This window comes from Pseudorhodoplanes sp. (assembly GCA_032027085.1).
Lineage (GTDB): Bacteria > Pseudomonadota > Alphaproteobacteria > Rhizobiales > Xanthobacteraceae > Pseudorhodoplanes.
The window spans coordinates 1349598-1367203 of the sequence record JAVSMS010000001.1; the positions used below are offsets into that span (position 1 = coordinate 1349598).

The 17606-nt window shown below is 61.8% G+C and carries 13 protein-coding genes; 7 read left to right on the forward strand and 6 right to left on the reverse strand.

Translation table 11 applies throughout. The features are described from left to right. Nucleotides 1-19 precede the first annotated feature (19 nt). Together RO009_06600 and RO009_06605 are read right to left on the reverse strand one after the other, a co-directional pair. Nucleotides 20-550 (reverse strand): CAP domain-containing protein, encoded by a 531-nt coding sequence (locus RO009_06600; GenBank protein MDT3684693.1) that lies wholly within the window; start codon nucleotides 548-550, stop codon nucleotides 20-22. A 65-nt stretch (nucleotides 551-615) separates the two neighbouring features. Then, complete coding sequence (locus RO009_06605; GenBank protein MDT3684694.1) at nucleotides 616-3036, reverse strand: DUF3772 domain-containing protein; 2421 nt, start codon at nucleotides 3034-3036, stop codon at nucleotides 616-618. 200 nt (nucleotides 3037-3236) lie between these two features. Here RO009_06605 and RO009_06610 point away from each other — a divergent pair, with 200 nt between their 5' ends. Both RO009_06610 and RO009_06615 read left to right on the forward strand, forming a co-directional pair. Continuing rightward, nucleotides 3237-4016 carry a 3-hydroxybutyrate dehydrogenase gene (locus tag RO009_06610; GenBank protein ID MDT3684695.1) on the forward strand — a complete coding sequence of 260 codons (780 nt, stop codon included), beginning with the start codon at nucleotides 3237-3239 and terminating at the stop codon, nucleotides 4014-4016. 103 nt (nucleotides 4017-4119) lie between these two features. Then, nucleotides 4120-5127, forward strand: coding sequence for a M23 family metallopeptidase (locus tag RO009_06615; GenBank protein ID MDT3684696.1), 1008 nt, complete (start codon nucleotides 4120-4122; stop codon nucleotides 5125-5127). Nucleotides 5128-5131: 4 nt separating this feature from the next. On the opposite strand, the gene hpnR is transcribed toward RO009_06615, so the two are convergent. Continuing rightward, nucleotides 5132-6679, reverse strand: a complete 1548-nt coding sequence (gene hpnR / locus RO009_06620) for a hopanoid C-3 methylase HpnR (GenBank protein MDT3684697.1) — start codon at nucleotides 6677-6679, stop codon at nucleotides 5132-5134. Nucleotides 6680-6794: 115 nt separating this feature from the next. Continuing rightward, nucleotides 6795-7943: a Spy/CpxP family protein refolding chaperone gene (locus RO009_06625; GenBank protein ID MDT3684698.1), complete on the reverse strand. Its 1149-nt coding sequence runs from the start codon at nucleotides 7941-7943 to the stop codon at nucleotides 6795-6797. A gap of 722 nt (nucleotides 7944-8665) precedes the next feature. On the opposite strand from RO009_06625, the gene RO009_06630 reads away from it, so the two are divergent. Further along, complete coding sequence (locus RO009_06630) at nucleotides 8666-11278, forward strand: MMPL family transporter (protein MDT3684699.1); 2613 nt, start codon at nucleotides 8666-8668, stop codon at nucleotides 11276-11278. Here RO009_06630 and RO009_06635 read toward each other — a convergent pair. Then, a complete protein-coding gene (locus RO009_06635; GenBank protein ID MDT3684700.1) occupies nucleotides 11266-11778 on the reverse strand; it encodes a DUF2147 domain-containing protein in 513 nt (170 codons plus the stop codon). The genes RO009_06630 and RO009_06635 overlap by 13 nt on opposite strands. A gap of 20 nt (nucleotides 11779-11798) precedes the next feature. After that, nucleotides 11799-13202: a GNAT family N-acetyltransferase gene (locus tag RO009_06640; GenBank protein MDT3684701.1), complete on the reverse strand. Its 1404-nt coding sequence runs from the start codon at nucleotides 13200-13202 to the stop codon at nucleotides 11799-11801. 109 nt (nucleotides 13203-13311) lie between these two features. On the opposite strand from RO009_06640, the gene RO009_06645 reads away from it, so the two are divergent. From RO009_06645 to hpnD, 4 genes are read left to right on the forward strand one after another with little or no spacing between them, the layout of a single operon-like run. Continuing rightward, the gene (locus RO009_06645) at nucleotides 13312-14700 is read left to right on the forward strand and encodes an aspartate aminotransferase family protein (GenBank protein ID MDT3684702.1); all 1389 of its coding nucleotides are present in this window, start codon (nucleotides 13312-13314) and stop codon (nucleotides 14698-14700) included. 4 nt (nucleotides 14701-14704) lie between these two features. After that, on the forward strand, nucleotides 14705-15883 hold the full coding sequence (locus RO009_06650; protein ID MDT3684703.1) for a glycosyltransferase: 1179 nt from the start codon (nucleotides 14705-14707) through the stop codon (nucleotides 15881-15883). Further along, a complete protein-coding gene (gene hpnC, locus RO009_06655; protein MDT3684704.1) occupies nucleotides 15880-16758 on the forward strand; it encodes a squalene synthase HpnC in 879 nt (292 codons plus the stop codon). The genes RO009_06650 and hpnC overlap by 4 nt, the downstream gene beginning before the upstream one ends. A gap of 9 nt (nucleotides 16759-16767) precedes the next feature. Continuing rightward, nucleotides 16768-17604, forward strand: a complete 837-nt coding sequence (gene hpnD / locus RO009_06660) for a presqualene diphosphate synthase HpnD (GenBank protein MDT3684705.1) — start codon at nucleotides 16768-16770, stop codon at nucleotides 17602-17604. Nucleotides 17605-17606: the final 2 nt, after the last annotated feature.

A 17606-nucleotide genomic window follows, 5' to 3' on the forward strand; every position in this document is an offset into this window, starting at 1 on the left:
CATCCGGGCCAGAGGCCGATCAACTCGATGCATCGTCGGGCGTCGCCATGATCAGCGCCCAGAACACTCGGTATTTGGTGTTGGGAACATAGACCGCCGCGATCCCCATTCTCGTCGCGCCGCGCAGCAGCATGTTGGCCTTGTGCGGCGGGGAATCGCGCCAGCCGGAAAAAGCCTCCGCCAAGGTGTGGTAGCCGGCGCCGATATTCTCGGCCCCGGTCTTGGCATCATAACCGGACCGGCGCAGGCGCTCCTTGAAGCTGCCAGCTACGTTGTGATCCAGCTTGTCCTTGGTGGCCATGGCGCGCGCCTGCTGCTCGGCCATCTGCATCAGCGCCGGATCGAGCGAGACCGGGCCGAGCCCGTGATTTTGCCGATAGCCGGAAATCATCGACGCGGCGGCGGCCGGATCGAGTTGCCCGCCCTTGGTAAGGTTCTGGTAAAAGCTCGGCTGCGAGGGAATTTGCTCGGATGCGCAGGCGCCAAGCGCCAGCGCCGCAACAAGGGCGACGGCCCGCAGAACGCGTTCCGGCAACAGCATGGATGTCATCGATAGGCTCCCGATCCCGGAACAAACTTGGCTGCAAAATGATGACGGAAGGGTGAAGATGAGGGTCAGGACGGCTTTGCCGCCTTGCCCGGTTTCGACTCTCTATGATCCAGCTCGCGCACGGCGATCTCCCGCTGCGGGAACGGTATCAATATCCCCTCGGCGCGAAAGCGCTGCAGAATGGCAAAATAGAGATCGCTCTTCACGCTGCCGCCGTCACCGATATTACGCACCACCCCACCAAGCTCGAAATTGATTGCACTTTCGGCGAAGCCGGTAATGAGAGCGACTGGAGCCGGCGACTGCATCAGGCGGGGATGAGCTTTGGCAATGTCGAGCAGAATGTCGCGCACTTTTTCGACGTCGCTGTCATAGGAGACGCCGACCTTCACCACAATGCGGCTGAAGGTATTGGCGTGCGTCCAGTTCTTGACCACGCCGGTTATCAGCTCCGAATTCGGAATGATGACACTGGCATTGTCGCCGGTCTCGATTTCGGTCGCGCGCACATGGATGCGTTGCACGCGACCCTCCTCGCCTTTGACATTGATGATGTCGCCGACCCGGATCGGACGCTCGGCGAGCAGGATGAGGCCGGAAACGAAATTTGACACCACCGACTGCAGACCGAAACCGATGCCGATCGACAGCGCGCCGGCGATGATTGTGATCTTCTGAAAATCCAGCCCCATCTGAGCGAGCGCCAGCATCAGCGCGGCGATAACGCCGACATAGCCGAAGATGGTTGAGACGGAATTTTGCAGGCCGGGCTCCAGCGTCGTGCGCGGCAGAAAGCGCGTGGCGAGCCAGCGCTGCACGGCGCGTGTCGCCACAACGCCGACCAGCAAGATCAGGAACGCAGTCAGGATTGCGGTGACCGAGATGGTGACATCGCCGATACGGAAGCCAAAGGCGGCGTCGCGGACCACTCCGAAGAAATCAGCCGCGAACAGTCCCCATGGTCCGAGCAGCGGCAGCAGGACAACGAGGATCAGCATCACCCGCAGCACCGCCGACAATAAAGTGCCCAGCAGCTCGATGGAGCGCGGCTTCAGGCCGAAGAAACCGGCAATTGCGCGGCCGCGCGGCGTATTCGCGGTCAGGACCTCAGTGAACAGCGCATCTGTGAATGTCAGCAGGATGTAGAGTGCGCCGATAACGCCGACCGCGACCAGGAAGCGGCCGGAGAGAAAGCCGGCGAAAGCGATGAAGCCGGTCGCCAGGGAAACGACAATGCCAACCACCAGCAACCAGCCGGCGCCGCGCAGCCAATGCGCCCCGCCGATGACGTCATTTCCGTCGTCATCCTGGACCGATCCGATCTTGATCAGAAAGTGCGCGAGCAAGAAGGCGATGGCGATTGAGAACAGGGCCGAGGTTGCGATCGTCAGCGACACTTGCGCGACAACCGTTCGCTGGACGATCGTTACGAAGACGATGACGGCAAGAATTCGCGCCGCCCAGACCATATGTCGGGTGACAAGCCGCGCCGTCTCGTCCGACACGTTGAGCAGGCGGTGTTCGCCGTCATTGGGAGCGAATAATCCTGTTGCAACGCCGCGACCAAACGCAGCGAGCCCGACGGCGACAATGAGACCACGCGCCATTTCCATGATGCGCGGCGGCACCAGGCCAAAGCTGTCGAGCACAAGGACCGCAATTCCGACCATGGCGGGTGCAATCAGGGCGACGCGCAGCAACGTGGTCAGCGCGTAGAAGGACTTGGCAAAGCGCGTGCCGGATATTGCCGGCCGAAGATCAAGGCTCTGCAGCCAACGCCCGGCCATGGCGCCTATGCCGCAGAGCGCCAGCAGAGTGAGCAGCGCAGCGACAATGCTTCCGATCCCGCCATTGGCGAGCGCATAGTTCCACCAGGACTGTCCCAGATAGAAAATGCCGCGCAAATCGTCCGGCGCCGCGCGTGCGGCTTGTGTCCAGAACGAGGGATCAAGCGCACTGGAGGAACGCCCCAGCAATCGCTGTGTAAAAAGATTGCGCCGGCGTTCGGTGATGCGTTTGGCGAGGTCGTCGGCGCGCAGAACCAACAGGCGAGCCTGCTTCACCCCGCCGTCAAGCACGGCGCGTCGCTGGGTGAGCTGCGTTCGTTCGGCGGCCAGCGGTGCTTCTTCCGGGGGAGCACCGGCCGCCGGCGGATCACCGATCTGCTTCAGACGCGTCTCGACATCGGCCAGCCGCCGCTCCAGCGTTTCGATCGCTTCTCGCAACTCGCCGCGTAGAGGTTCGAGGCTGCCGCGGGTCTCGCTCAGGACATCGTCGGCCAATTCGTCGCGTTGAAGCGTGGATTCGAGCTGATCGAGGGCCAGCTTGCCCGGTTCGAGGCTGGACAAGGGATCGGGCGCAGCATTCTGGGCCTGCGCCTGTTGCGGGGCCAGAAATTGCGCGGAACCTGTCGCCATGAAAACAAGCAGCAAAGCCGCTGCCAGCGGCGCAACAGCCCATTGGCGCCGGGCCAATCGAATTGACATACCTTTTCCCATGTGAGCGGTCTCTCGCCGGACCCGGGTGTTGTCAAGAAAAGAGGCAAAATCAGGGGGTTTTGCGCAGAGGGCGGCAAAACAGGGCTGCATGGCCGCATTTGTGAAGTCTGAGGCGCGGTGGCATAGGAGTTGGCAAAGCCGGAGCGGCCGATTTCGACCCTCCGGCCGACATTTCACGGAAGAGTCCCATGCGTTTGAACGGAAAAGTCGCCCTCGTCACCGGCGCCGCCAGCGGCATCGGCAAGGAAATCGCCAGAATCTATCTCCAAGCCGGCGCGAAGGTCGTCATTGCCGACCTCGACCAAAAGGCCAGCGAGGCCGTCGCGCGGGAACTGGCCGGCGCCGGACAGGCTCTGGGCGTCGCCATGGACGTGACCAGCGAGACGCAGGTCGAGGCCGGTGTCACGAAGACTGTCGAAACCTTTGGCGGCCTCGACATCCTGGTCAGCAATGCCGGGATCCAGATCGTGGCACCCTTGCACGAATTCGCCTTTGCCGACTGGAAGCGGCTGCTCGACATCCATCTCGACGGCGCCTTTCTCACCACCCGCGCCGCCTTGCGGCACATGTACCGGCAGGGCCGCGGCGGCAGCATCATCCTGATGGGCTCGGTGCATTCCAAGGAAGCGTCCCTGCTCAAGGCGCCCTATGTCACCGCCAAGCACGGGCTGATGGGGCTGGCGAAAGTGATCGCCAAGGAAGGTGCCGCCCATGGCGTGCGCGCCAATGTGATCTGCCCCGGCTTCGTGCGTACGCCCCTGGTCGAGAAGCAGATTCCGGAGCAGTCGAAGACGCTCGGGATTTCCGAAGAAGATGTGATCAAGAAAGTGATGCTCGGCGGAACCGTCGACGGCGAATTCACCACCTATGAGGACGTCGCCCGCGTTGCCTTGTTCTTTGCCGCATTTGAAACCAATGCCCTGACCGGGCAATCGCTCAATGTCAGCCACGGCTGGTCGATGACATAGTTTCTCGCGCTGGACGGATGGAAACTTTGGCTCGCCGGAGCGGTTGTCGACGGTGCGGCCGGCGATGATCGCCATCCGAATCGCAGTTAAAAGTGACAGGGCCGTGACTTTGACAGATTTCACGCGCGACTGGCATATCGGCGCCCTCGTTGTCACGATGGGACTGACGACCGCTGCACCCGCCGCAAATCTCGAGCTGAATCTGCCCGTGGCCTGCGAGCTCGGGCGCACCTGCTTTATTCAAAATTACGTCGATACCGACCCTTCGTCCGCCGCCAGCGACTATCGATGCGGAACCCTGACCTACGACGATCATAACGGGACCGATTTTCGCTTGCCGTCCATGGAGGCGCAGCGCAGGGGCGTTGACGTGCTTGCCGCGGCGGATGGCCGCGTTCTTCGGGTGCGCAACGATGTTGCGGACGTGAGCATCCGGGGCAATGACCGCAAATCGGTCAGCGGACGGGAATGCGGCAATGGCGTCGTGATCGCGCATGCCGATGGCTGGGAGACGCAATACTGCCACATGCAGCGCGGCAGCGTGCAAGTGCGGCCCGGGCAGGAGGTAACATCGGGACAGACGCTGGGGCGCGTCGGCCTGTCCGGATTAACCGAATATCCGCACCTTCACCTGACCGTCCGCCACGGCGGCAAGACCGTCGATCCGTTCGCTTATGGCGCGACCGCCGGGGCTTGTCGCGGCGGTGAAATGCTGTGGGCCGCTTCTCTGCGCGAGCGGCTTGCTTATCAGGAGCGCACGATACTGAATGCCGGCTTTGCAGCCGACAAGCTCACCATGGCGGCGATTGAGAATGGCGACGCCGGGCGGACGCCGCCGACAGCCGATTCTCCTGCATTGGTCGCATTCGTGCGCACCATCGGCCTCAAGGCCGGAGACGTGCAGTCGCTGCATCTTCGATCACCGTCAGGACAGGAATTGGCAAAAAACCGCTTGGCTCCGCTCGACCGCAACAAGGCGCAGAATTTCCTGTTTGTCGGCAAGCGCCGCCCGCCGGCGGGCTGGGATCGCGGCACCTATCAGGCGACCTACCAGGTCGAGCAGAACGGCCGCGTCGTCTTGCAGAAAGAACTGCAATTCAATCTGCAATAAATGCTCACTCCGCCGCGCTTCCCATGCGCGTTTGGTCGACGAACTGCTCGGTTGAATCGTCAATGTGACGTCCGGCGCGGCCACGCGGCGCGTGGATGTAAAGTCCGGCGGTTCTGGCGGCCGGCAACGCCGCCGCCGGCAGCGGGATCTCATAGCGGACGGGTTGCGCGTGATCGTGCAGCATTTTGTCGAGGTTGAAGGTCTTGTTGTAGAGCAGCATGCCGCGCACGAAATTCGATTGGCCGCGCATGAGCAATCCCAGACCTGCCATGCCCACTTTCGGAGCCGTGCGCCAATTCAGGTGCTTGCGATAGAGCACACGCTGCGTCTTCAGTAATTCCCGATAGAATTTTTCCAGCGGCAATTTCGTTGGCAGGACGGCGTGCTGGATATCGAACAGCCTGTAGTCGCGGGTGGCCAGCCGCCGTGGTTCGGTGACCCAGCTTTCGGTTCCGGGATAAGGCGTGTTGATGCTGATATTCACGATTTCCGGGACATCAAGGCACCACTCCCTTATCGTCGCGAAGCGGTCCTCGTCCCAGTCCGGATCGGCGATCAGATTGATCGCCACTGCGATCCCGAGCGTGCGCGCGAATTCGAGCGCCTCGAAATTCTTGCCAAGTGGGACGCGCTTGCGGAATTTGCGCAAGCCTTCCTCGTCGATCGCCTCGATTCCGAGAAACATATATTCGAGTCCAATAGACTTCCAGAACTTGAAAACCTCCTTGCTCCGCAACAGCACGTCCCCGCGCGTTTCCAGATAGTATTTCTTACGAATCCTCTTCCTGGCAATCGCCTCACCGATCGCGAAGCCATGCTTGCCATGCACGAAGGCCACATCATCGACGATGAAGACGCCGGGCTCCGCGATCGACGCAAGGTCTTCGACCACGCATTCAGGGCTGACTAGACGATAGCTGCGTCCATAAAATGTCCAGGCGCTGCAAAACGAGCAGTCCCACGGGCATCCGCGCGAGAATTCGATCGAGGCCGCCGGATCGAGAATGCCAATGAAATATTTGCGCCGATGGCGCAAGAGATCGCGCCCCGGCTTGTACTCATCGAGGTTGTGTACGAAATGCGGCTGCGGCCCCTCGCTGTCCGCCGTGACAACACCCGGCGCTTCAGCGACCGCGTCCCGGTCCTGCGCGACAATGTCGATGAGTTTGACAATCCCCGCTTCACCTTCGCCCTTGAGCACGCAATCGACGGCGCCCTGCCCATGATCGATGATCGCCCGCGCCGTGAATGACGCGCTGTGGCCGCCCACGCAAATGAAGCACGAAGGCAAAACCACCTTGGTCTCCTTCGCCAGATCGACAATCTCGGGAACATTGGCGAGATAGTTGCATGAAAATGCAATGAAATCGGGACGCCATTCCGCGATCATGCGGTGATAGTCGTCATGGCTCTCGACCTGCAGATCAATCAGCCGGGTGGCATGTCCGGCGCGGCGCGCCGCCTCCGCAACCAGTTCGAGTCCGAGCGGTTCCAGCCGCAGGAAAACCCGCGTATACAGCAATGGGCCTGGGTGAACGAACAAGAGTCTCATGAAACGACTCCAATCATAATTGGCGTCGCAGCCCTGTTTCTGGCTGCTTGCAATCAAACCCCGGAAAGAAAAGGAGTTCCGTCGTCTCGATTTCGGCCAACGGTCAAGCCGCGGCTCACAGGTCGAATTTATCGAGCTTCGCCTTTTGCTCGTCGCTCAGATCGCCGTAGAACGTATCGACCGCCACAGCCAGATTGGCCCCGGCGAAGAGCATGGAATCAAGCCAGTCGAGCGTGGCATCGAGTCGCGCCGCCGGCGTTACCGGCGCCTGCTGCGGACACGAGCCCATCATCAGCTTTCCCATCTGCATCGACGTCTTGTTCAAGGCTCCAAGGTCCGCCTGCTGATCCTTGTTCAGCCGGAGAACGCGCGCCATCTTCTCGGCCGGCCATTGCGGCGCCATCTGCGTCAACGCATAACAACGCTGCGCTGCGCCCTCGTCGCGCGCTGCGCTTTCCTGGTTTTCGCGCGCGGCTGTCTGCGGCTCGCCGAGCTTTGCTCTTTGTTCAGGCGTCAGCGCATCATGAAATTTCTGCAGCGGCGCGCGCAGATTGACTGTGGTCACACGCAATGCCCAGAGTCGGTCCTGCATGATCCGCAGCCGCTCCGGCAGCGTGGCCGGAGCCCCTCGCGGACAAGCGGCACGAATGTCGCCGTCCACCGCATGCAGCGCCGTGCGCAGCTCTGCCAGCATCGCCTGCTGATCGCTCGCAATCGCCAGTTTGTCGCCCAACTGGTTTGTCACCGCCTCCGCGCGATCCGCGCCGCTCTCACCGCAGACAGTCTCATCGCCGGCCGCGGCGCCCGTTGTCTGCCTGTCATTGTCGCTATCGGCGCGACTTGCGTTACGTTCGCCGCCGGCTTTGGGCGGTTGCTCGAACATGCTGACAACGATGGCGCCGTAGCCATGCGCCCAGAGACCGATGGCTTTCGCCGACAGCACATAATCGAAGATGTCCTGCGACGCGTCGGGCCAGAACGGCTTCGGCTGCGCGCTCTGTCCCTGTGCAAGCGCATGCTGTAACGACTCCGGCGTCTGCGCGATCGCCCGGCGGGAAGCGTTTGGCGTGCGGACAGCGCGCACACGCGGCCGATACACAGGGGGACGCAAGACCCGTCGAACACCCCGCGCGCCGCGCCGCAAGAGCGAATCGACCGGCGCTGCGAGCGGACCCAGGATAGGACCCAGCCCCTGCGCCGGCGCGTCAGCCGGTGTCGCGACCAGAAGCGAGACAGCAGCAAGAGCGAGTATCGACAGGCGCATGAGAGCGGACCTCAAGCCCGAATATTCAACGCCTGATTGTCCGCGCCGGTTCCGGCGTTTGTGAGGCCGGCAGGCGGATTACTGGCCGTGACTTTCCAGAACCCTGCGGCAAGCGCCCGAAATCTTCGTCCTGTTGCGCTGCAGGCAGGCCAGCACACGAAAAGTATCCGGCTCCGCCTCACGGCAAAACCTGTTGGAATCCGGCCGGCAGGCAGCCTGCTCCTCCGGCGTCCCCTGAAACAGATTCTGGAAGGGGGACGGAATGGGGGCGGGCGCTTGCGATGGCGCTTGCGCGAAGGCGCCGGTTGCTGCCGACAACAGAATAAGCGCAAGCAGAGCAGCCAGCCCTCCGTGAACCATTTGATTCCTCCATCATTGTTTATCAGTCCCATCAAGTCGCTTTAATCCTAGCACGCACGACTGCGGCTGAGCTTATTTCTTGTGTAATGCGACGCAATGCTCAGATGATCACGCGACCGGGCAGTGGACAGCTTTCGATCCGGTCGCCTGGCGATGCCCGATTTGAAATGAGGCAAGCAAGCCTGCTACGCAATCTCGTCAGTTGACGAATATGTGAGGCGGTCGCGGATTTGCGAGTTCCAACTGACGCAAAACAGGTATCTTATTAGGGTCGATATTTTGATCTATTTGTCCCTCAAAACCGCCACCCTGCAAGCCATCAAAGGCAGCCTTAACATTAGAGCGATAGTCCCTCGTAGCAAATGCTGAAATCGATAATCATCCGCATTGTAGGTTTTTGCACCTGGCTGGCCTGGCCGGTGATCATTCTGGCCGCCGCGCTTACGGTCGCTTCGTCGGTTTATGCGATGCGACACTTTGGCATCACCACCGATGTCAGCCAGCTCATTTCTACCGCGTCGCCTTGGCGTCAGCGTGAGATCGCCTTCGAAAAGGCCTTTCCGCACCGCACGCAGACGATCCTTGTGGTGGTGCAGGCGCCGACACCCGAATTGACCAAGCAGGCTGCAGACGCCCTGGCGCAGCGCATCTCCGGGCGCCGCGACCACTTCCGTTCCGTGCGTCAGCCGGATGGCAGCCCCTTCTTCGCGGAGAATGCGCTCATGTTCTCCTCGACCGAAGATATCGCCCGCGTCACGGGCGGATTGACCGAGCTGCGGCCGCTGATCGGCGTGTTGTCCGATGACCCCAGCCTGCGCGGGGTGATGAAAGTGGTCGCCCTGGGCGCCGGTGGGGTGCGTGCCGGCCGCGCCAAGCTCGACGACATGGCGCGACCGATGAACATGCTCGCCGATACGTTTGAGGATGTCCTCTCCCGAAAATTTGCAAGCTTCTCCTGGCATGTTCTGTTGAACGGAAAGGCTGAAGCAAGGCAGCTCCGCCGCTTCATTGAAGTCGATCCCATACTTGACTTCAGCTCGTTGGAACCCGGCGGCGAAGCGACTAGCGCAATCCGGCAGGCCGCCATCGATCTCAATCTGGCCTCCGATTACGGCGCCCGGGTGCGGCTGACGGGTCCGGTTCCCATGGCGGATGAGGAATTCGCGACCCTCAAGGAAAATGCACTGCTGAATGCCGTGCTCACGATTCTCGCGGTGTTGCTGATCCTGTGGCTGGCACTGCGCTCGGCGCGGATCATTCTTGCGGTCTTTCTCAGCCTCGTGGTCGGCCTCGCCAGCACCGCCGCGCTCGGCCTGATGATGGTCGGTGCCTTCAATATGATCTCGGTGGCCTTCTTCGTGCTCTTTGTCGGCCTCGGTGTCGATTTCGGGATCCAGTTCAGCGTGCGTTACCGCTCCGAGCGCCACGAGAACGAGGATCTCAGCGACGCCTTGCGCAATGCTGCAGCAAAGGCGGGCATTCCCCTGACGCTGGCCGCCGCCGCTGTTGCCGCCGGCTTTCTGTCATTCCTGCCGACGGACTATCGCGGATTGTCCGAGCTCGGATTGATCGCCGGCGTCGGCATGATCGTTGCGTTCATCACCAGCATCACCGTGCTGCCCGCCTTGCTCAGGGTCTTGAATCCGCCCGGCGAACCCGCCCCCGTCGGTTACGCCGCGCTCGCGCCGGTCGACCGCTTCATGGAGCGATTTCGGATTCCCATTGTGCTCCTGACCGGAGCGGTCACGCTGATCGGCGCACCGCTGCTTCTGAAGTTGCAGTTCGATTTCAACCCCATCAATCTGCGCAGTCCCAAGGTCGAATCCGTCGCAACTTTCCTGGAATTGCGGCGCGACCCGGAAGCCGGCGCAAATTCGATTGAAATCCTGGCTCCATCGCTTGCCGAAGCGAACGCGATAGGAAAACGCCTTGCGCCCCTTCCGGAAGTTTCGCGCACCATGACGTTGCAGAATTTCGTACCGGAAGGTCAGGATGAAAAGCTCGCGCAGATCCGCAATGCGGCAAAGGCGCTCGAGCCGGTTCTCAATCCAAGACGCGTGAGCGCGCGGCCGAGCGACGCAGAAAATGTGGCCGCGCTCAACGCCGCGGCCGACAGCCTGAGGCAGACGGCCGCCGAAGAGAATGGTCCGGGCGCGGCTGCCGCGAAACGCCTGTCCGGCCTGCTGTCGCAGCTCGCCAAATCGGATCCGGCCTTGCGAGCCAAAGCCGAGGAGGCCCTGATCGGCCCGCTTATGACGGCGCTCGAAGACCTGCGCAACATGCTGCGCGCGCAACCCGTATCGCTGCAGACGCTGCCGCAGGATCTTGTCCGCGACTGGATGACGCCGGATGGCCGCGCGCGGCTCGAGGTCGTGCCCAAGGGTGACCCGAATGACAACGAGGTGATGCGTGAATTTGCCCAGGCGGTGCTGGCGGTTGAACCGAGCGCCACCGGCGCGCCGGTGTCGCTTCAGGAAGCGGGCCGCACCATCGTCAACGCCTTCCTGCAGGCCGGATTCTGGGCGCTCCTGACGATCACCATTCTGCTCTGGATTGCCTTGCGGCGGTTCGGCGACGTGCTGCTGACACTGGTGCCGTTGCTGCTGGCCGGCGTCATCACACTGGAAGTGTGCGTGCTGATCGGCATGCCGCTCAATTTCGCCAATATCATCGCCTTGCCGCTGCTGCTCGGCGTCGGGGTCGCATTCAAGATCTACTACATCATGGCCTGGCGCGCGGGACGCACCAACCTTCTGCAATCCAGTCTCACCCGCGCAATCATCTTCAGCGCGCTCACTACGGCGACGGCCTTCGGCAGCCTGTGGTTTTCGAGCCACCCGGGCACGTCGAGCATGGGCAAATTGCTGGCATTGTCGCTTGTTTGCACCATGTGCGCCGCGGTCCTGTTCCAGCCGGCGCTGATGGGGCCGCCGCGCAACGGCAAAGAGAAGCCGGCGAACGGTCACTCATCCTGACAAATCTTGGGCGCGGCGGCTGCGCCGTCCTTCGGCCTTGCGCCGGCCGTGGCAGGGCCACTTGGTTTTTTGGCAGCCGCCTTCGGATCGGCCGGCTGCTGCACGCGCGTCCAATTCTCGCCGCCGCAGAAGATGCCGCCCAACACGCAACCTTCAATCTTCAGGACGTCGTCGCTGAGCAGCGTTATGCTGGCGGAATACATCTTCCCGCTTTGCGCGTTGTAGACCTCGCCTTCCCACTTGTTGGACTTGACCGGCATCATGCCCCGCAAGATCGGCACGCCGACAATGGGGCGGTTTCGTTTCGCCGGATCGGGATTTTTTCGATCGATTCCCGGCTCCCGCGTCCAGGAAATGAATCCCCAGAGGCCGTTGTCGCAAGGCTCAATGCGGATGCGCGCGTTGCCATCCTTCACCAACCACTCGCCGGCCGGATCGGCGGCCAGCGCAGCGCCGCACATGCAAGACAACAGGACAGCGGCAAGGCAAACCTTTCGCATTCCTTCCTCCGAGAGCAGACCTAGCCTATTTCCTTCTTCCGCACGTCGCCGCCCGAAAATGCCGGAGAGCTCGCGCCCCCACTCCCCCAAAGCTCCGGGTAATTGGCAAATCGGGGCAGCGTCTTGTCGTAACGCGTCGGCTCGAGCAGCGGCAGCAATTTCTTTAACACCATATTGGGAATTCGTGATGTGTGCCGCACATAGAGATCAAGCGGATAAAGCTGGAATCGCAAATGCCACTTCGGATCATAATTCAGCGAGCTGCTGAGGCAACGCCTGTAGCCGAGAGCGATGGCCCAATTCATGATATCGCGAAATATGTAAAAATAAAGATGCAGGTCGAGGGCGACGGTGTAGTCTAGGCCGAGATACTCATTGCAGATCGTGTCGTCCTGCATCATGGACAGACTGAAAGCGACAACCCTGCCGCATTGTCGCCAAACAAAGAACCGGACCTTGTCCGGCATGGCGCGACCAATCTGACAAATATAATCCTTCGTCAGCCTCTCGAAGCGGAGCGTCGAGCGCTCGTAGACCTGAAGATAGAGCGGGTAGAGTTCATCAACGATCGGCGTCGCATCGGTAATAACGCTCATCTCGATGGGATCAGCCTTGGCCGTGGCGCGGAGGTTGCGGCGAAGATACGCGCGCGTCTTGCCGCTGACTCCGCGCTTCATGTAATCGTCAAAGTCGGCATAATCGAGATTGAGGCACACCATGGGAAGGCTTGGCACCCGCGTGTAGCCACGGTCGAGGAAACAAGCCAATGAGCTTCGGTATTCCGGGGGAAATTCCTTGAGGACAATCAACGACGCCTTCGCATCACGCGCATGCCTTTCGATGGCACTCGCCAGCAACCGCGCATGCCGGCAGCGCGTCAATTCGTCGGCTCCGTCAAGATGACCTTCGCCGGCCGCGCAGCCCACCATCAGCGTGCGCATCCGCATGAAACCGGGCCATGAGCGTCGCACGAACTCCGTCAGGATTCTGATCGCCCTGCCGCGAATGCCGGCGAGAATATCCTGGTCGAGAATGAAATAGGGCTGGATTGCACAGATATCGCCCGCGCCATTCCTGATCATGAAGTAGCGGAAATCGAAATCCCGGCAGATCGTATCTTCGACCACCTCGTAGTAGCGACGATCCTTGCGCTGTCCCGAGAAGGCACCGGCCCAACAGGGACTGCCGGCCAGACCCGCCCGACCAACGGCCGCGACGCCGGCGCCCGCTATGCTGATCGGACTTTGCGCCGCACCTCGAAAGGCTTCTTTCATCATAAAACGCTTCAGCAATGACAGGTCACGGTCAACATCGCGCTGTTTGATTATCTCACGGGACCCAGGGCGAGGATCTTCTCGTAGGATAGAATACCTATGCCAAACAGGGCAGAAGCCACACCACAAAATGGCCGTCTTGCGGCACACTAGGTCTCATGGCGCTGCGGCAATCCCTTAACGCGCCGGACAGTGTTGCGGTTGCAGACGGGGCGGTCTAATTCGGTCTCGCCCGGACAGGGCGGGGAGACAGGCGGACATGGACATCGATATCGCATCGTTATTCGCAGAGCGGGAAGCGGAGCGATACGCGCTGCACACCAGGCACGTGAACGAGCAGATGGTGCGGGTGCTGAAAACCATCGGCTTCGATGTGGGTTTCAAATCCGGCCGCGGCCAGTACCTGTTTGACCGCACCGGCACCCGCTATCTCGACACCCTAAGCGGCTTCGGAGTCTTTGCGACGGGGCGCAACCATCCGCGCGTACGGGACGCGCTCAAAAACGTGCTCGACAGCGATCTGCCAAATCTCGTGCAGATGGATGTGTCTCCGCTCGCCGGTATTCTGGCCGAACGGCTTCTCCGTCACGTCCCTTTTCTCGACAAGGTCTTCTTCGCCAATTCGGGCGCCGAGACGGTCGAATCCGCCATCAAATTCGCGCGCGCCGCGACCGGCCGATCGCCCATCCTTTATTGCAGCCATGCCTTTCACGGTCTCACCTACGGCGCGCTTTCGCTCAATGGCGATCGCATCTTTCGCGATGGATTCGGCCCGCTGCTGCCCGATTGCATCGAGGTGAAATTCAACGACCTTGCAGCGCTGGAACGGGCGCTCACTGCGCAACCGGCCGCTGCTTTCATCGTCGAGCCGATCCAGGGCAAGGGCGTGAATCTGCCCGATGACGGCTATTTGCGCGGCGCGCTGGAACTGTGCCGCAAGCATGGAGCGATCTTCATCGCGGACGAGATCCAGACCGGACTCGGGCGCACCGGCCGCTTTCTGGCCGTCGAACATTGGGGCATCGAGCCGGACATGGTGCTGCTGGCGAAATCATTGTCGGGCGGACACGTGCCCGTCGGCGCGCTGCTGACCCGCAAGTGGATTTTCGACAAGATGTTCAACCGAATGGATCGCGCGGTCGTGCATGGGTCGACGTTCTCCAAGAATGATCTCGCGATGGCGGCAGGGATCGCGACGCTCGATGTCATGGAATCGGAGCGTCTGGTCGAGAATGCGGCGCGCCTGGGCGAGCGGCTGCTGAAGTCCTTCAGGGACATGGCCACCCGCTACGAACTGGTGAAGGACGTTCGCGGCAAGGGGCTAATGATCGGGATCGAGTTCGGGCCGCCGCGTTCCCTCAAGCTCAGGGCGTCATGGAGCGCGCTCGAAGCGGTCAACAAGGGCCTGTTCTGCCAGCTTATCGTCATCCCGCTGTTCAAGGAACACAAGATTCTGTGTCAGGTCGCGGGTCATGACATTCATACGATCAAGCTGCTGCCGCCGCTGATCATCTCGGATTCTGATTGCGACTGGATCGAGCGCTCATTCGATGCGGTGATCGCCGACGCGCATCGTGTGCCGGGCGCGGTCTGGTCGCTCGGCAAGACGCTGGTCGACAACGCGATGCGGGCGCGCGCCGCCGGATAAATAAATGAGCGGGACGACGATAACCCTCGCAGTCGCAAGTCTTTCAGCGGCGATCTGGGCCAGTCTCATGGTCGCGCGTGGCGGCTTCTGGCTGACCTCGGTGCGCGACGATGGAGGTTCGGCCAAGGGTCGTCCATCCTGGCCGCACGTGACCGCCGTGGTGCCGGCGCGCAATGAAGCGGATGTGATTGCGCAAAGCCTGCATTCGCTGCTCACGCAGGATTATCCGGGCGCCTTCAACGTCATCCTGGTCGACGATCAGAGCCGGGACGGCACGTCGGCGGTGGCGAGAGCCGTTGCGGCCAATCTGCAGGCGGAAAACCGGCTCATGATTGTCACCGGCCGGACGCTGCCCGCAGGATGGACGGGTAAAGTCTGGGCCATGAAGCAGGGCGTCGATTACGCCGATGGCCTGACACATCCATCGACGTACCTGCTCTTCATCGATGCGGACATTGCCTGTGCGCCGGATGCGTTGAGGCACCTGGTCATGCGCGCAGAAGCCAATGGTCTGGTCCTTACCTCGCTGATGGCCAAGCTGCACTGCGAGACATGGGCCGAGCGTGCCCTGATCCCCGCCTTCGTCTTTTTCTTCCAGATGCTCTACCCCTTCGCATGGGTGAATGACCCAAACCGCAAGACTGCCGCAGCAGCCGGCGGCTGCATGCTGGTACGCCGCGATGCGCTGCGGCAGGCGGGCGGTATTGAAGCGATCAGCAATGCGCTGATTGACGACTGTGCCCTTGGCAAGTTGCTGAAATCAGTCGGGTCGATCTGGCTCGGCCTGACCGAGCGGGTGCGCAGTTTGCGACCCTATCCGCAGGTGAGCGACATCGGTCGCATGGTGTCGCGCTCGGCCTATGACCAGTTGCGCTATTCGCCGCTGCTGCTGGCGGGTACGACGGCCGGCATGGCGCTGACCTATCTAGCGCCGCCATTCCTGACTTTTTTCGCGACGGGTCTTGGCCAGACATTGGGCACACTTGTCTGGGCCGCGATGGCTCTCGCCTTCCAGCCAATGCTGCGCTTCTACCGGGTCTCCCCCCTGTGGGGGATTGCCCTGCCCGCCATCGGCTGCGCCTACATGGCTTTCACGCTCGATTCGGCCTATCAGCATCTGCGCGGCAGGGGCGGCCTCTGGAAGGGCCGGGTCCAGGCAAACATATCCGGGACGCAACGATGAGCTCCGCCGACATCCATCCCAGCAAGACCCATCGCGACGAGAATTTTCCGGTCGCGTCGGTGCTCATCCATCCGCGGCATCGCCAGACTATCCTCGCCTTTTACCGTTTTGCGCGAGCGGCAGATGACGTGGCCGATCATGCCTCGCTCCCCGAGCACGAAAAGCTCGCGCGGCTCGACCGGCTGGAGAACACATTGCTCGGCGCCAGCGAGGATGCGCCCGAGGCCCTGCCCTTGCGTGCGGCGCTGGCTGCGCGAGGGCTCCCGCCGCGTCATGCGCAGGATTTGCTCACCGCTTTTCGCATGGACGTCACCAAACGCCGCTATCAGGACTGGGACGACCTGATCCGCTACTGCAGCTATTCGGCCATGCCGGTCGGCCGCTTCGTGCTGGACGTGCATGGTGAGAGCCGCGCGACCTGGCCCGCCTCCGACGCATTATGCGCGGCATTGCAGATCATCAATCATCTGCAGGATTGCGGTGCCGACTATCGCAATCTCGATCGCGTGTATATTCCGCTGGATGCTTTGGCGCGCGAGGGGTTGCAGGTCGAGGCGCTCGGTGCCGACAAAGCTTCTCCCGGGTTGCGACGGTGCCTGCGCAATCTTGCGGAGCGCACGTCCGCTCTGCTGCGCCAGTCCGAGCTGTTTCCGATGCTGGTCAATGATCTTCGCCTCGGGCTGGAAATTGCCGTCATCCAGAAGCTGGCCCGCAATCTGATCGGCCTGCTGTTGCAGCGCGATCCCTTGAGCGAGCGCGTGCATTTGGGGACGTCCGGTGTTGCGGCTCTAAGCGCGGCCGGCATTGCGGAAGGTATCAGCCTGCGCCTGCGGCGGCGCCTGATCGGCGGCCGCGACAAAGCACAGGATGCCTGAGGACATACCATGACCGCGATCGAGGCAGAGACGCAAACCGCAGCGCAACGCGCCTCAGGCAGCTCCTTCTATCTCGGTATGAGACTCTTGCCGCCGCGCCAGCGCGAGGCGGTCTACGAAATCTATTCCTTCTGCCGCAAGGTCGACGACGTGGCCGATGATTGCGGCCCGCGTCCGGCGCGTCTTGCCAAATTGCAGCGATGGCGAGCCGACCTTGACTCCCTTTATGCGGGCTCACCGCCGCCGCGCCTGCGCGGCCTCGTCGAGCCTGTCCGCGACTTTGCGCTGGCAAAGGATGATTTTGTTGCCATCATCGACGGCATGCAGATGGATGTCGTTGCCGACATCCGCGCGCCCGATCTCACCACGCTGGATCTGTATTGCGACCGGGTCGCCAGCGCCGTGGGGCGCCTGTGCGTCAAGGTATTCGGCATGGATGAGGCCGACGGCATCGCGCTATCGCATCACCTGGGACGCGCATTGCAACTGACCAACATCCTGCGCGACCTTGACGAGGATGCAGGGATCGGGCGGCTCTATCTTCCGCGCGAAGCTCTGCTAAACAATGGGATCACCGAAACCGAACCATCGGCGGTGCTGGCGCATCCAAATCTTGGGAAAGTTTGCAACCTTTTGATCGAGCGCATCCGCACGCATTTTGCCGAAGCCGACAGGGTCATGCAGCGCTCTCCCCGCAAGACGGTCCGCACGCCGAGGGTGATGGGCGAAGTCTACAAGCTGATCCTTGAGGGCCTTGTTGCGCGCGGCTGGGCGCCGCCGCGCGAGCGAGTGCGCATCGGCCGCCCGCAATTGCTCTGGATCCTTGCGCGCTATGCCGTGATCTGATG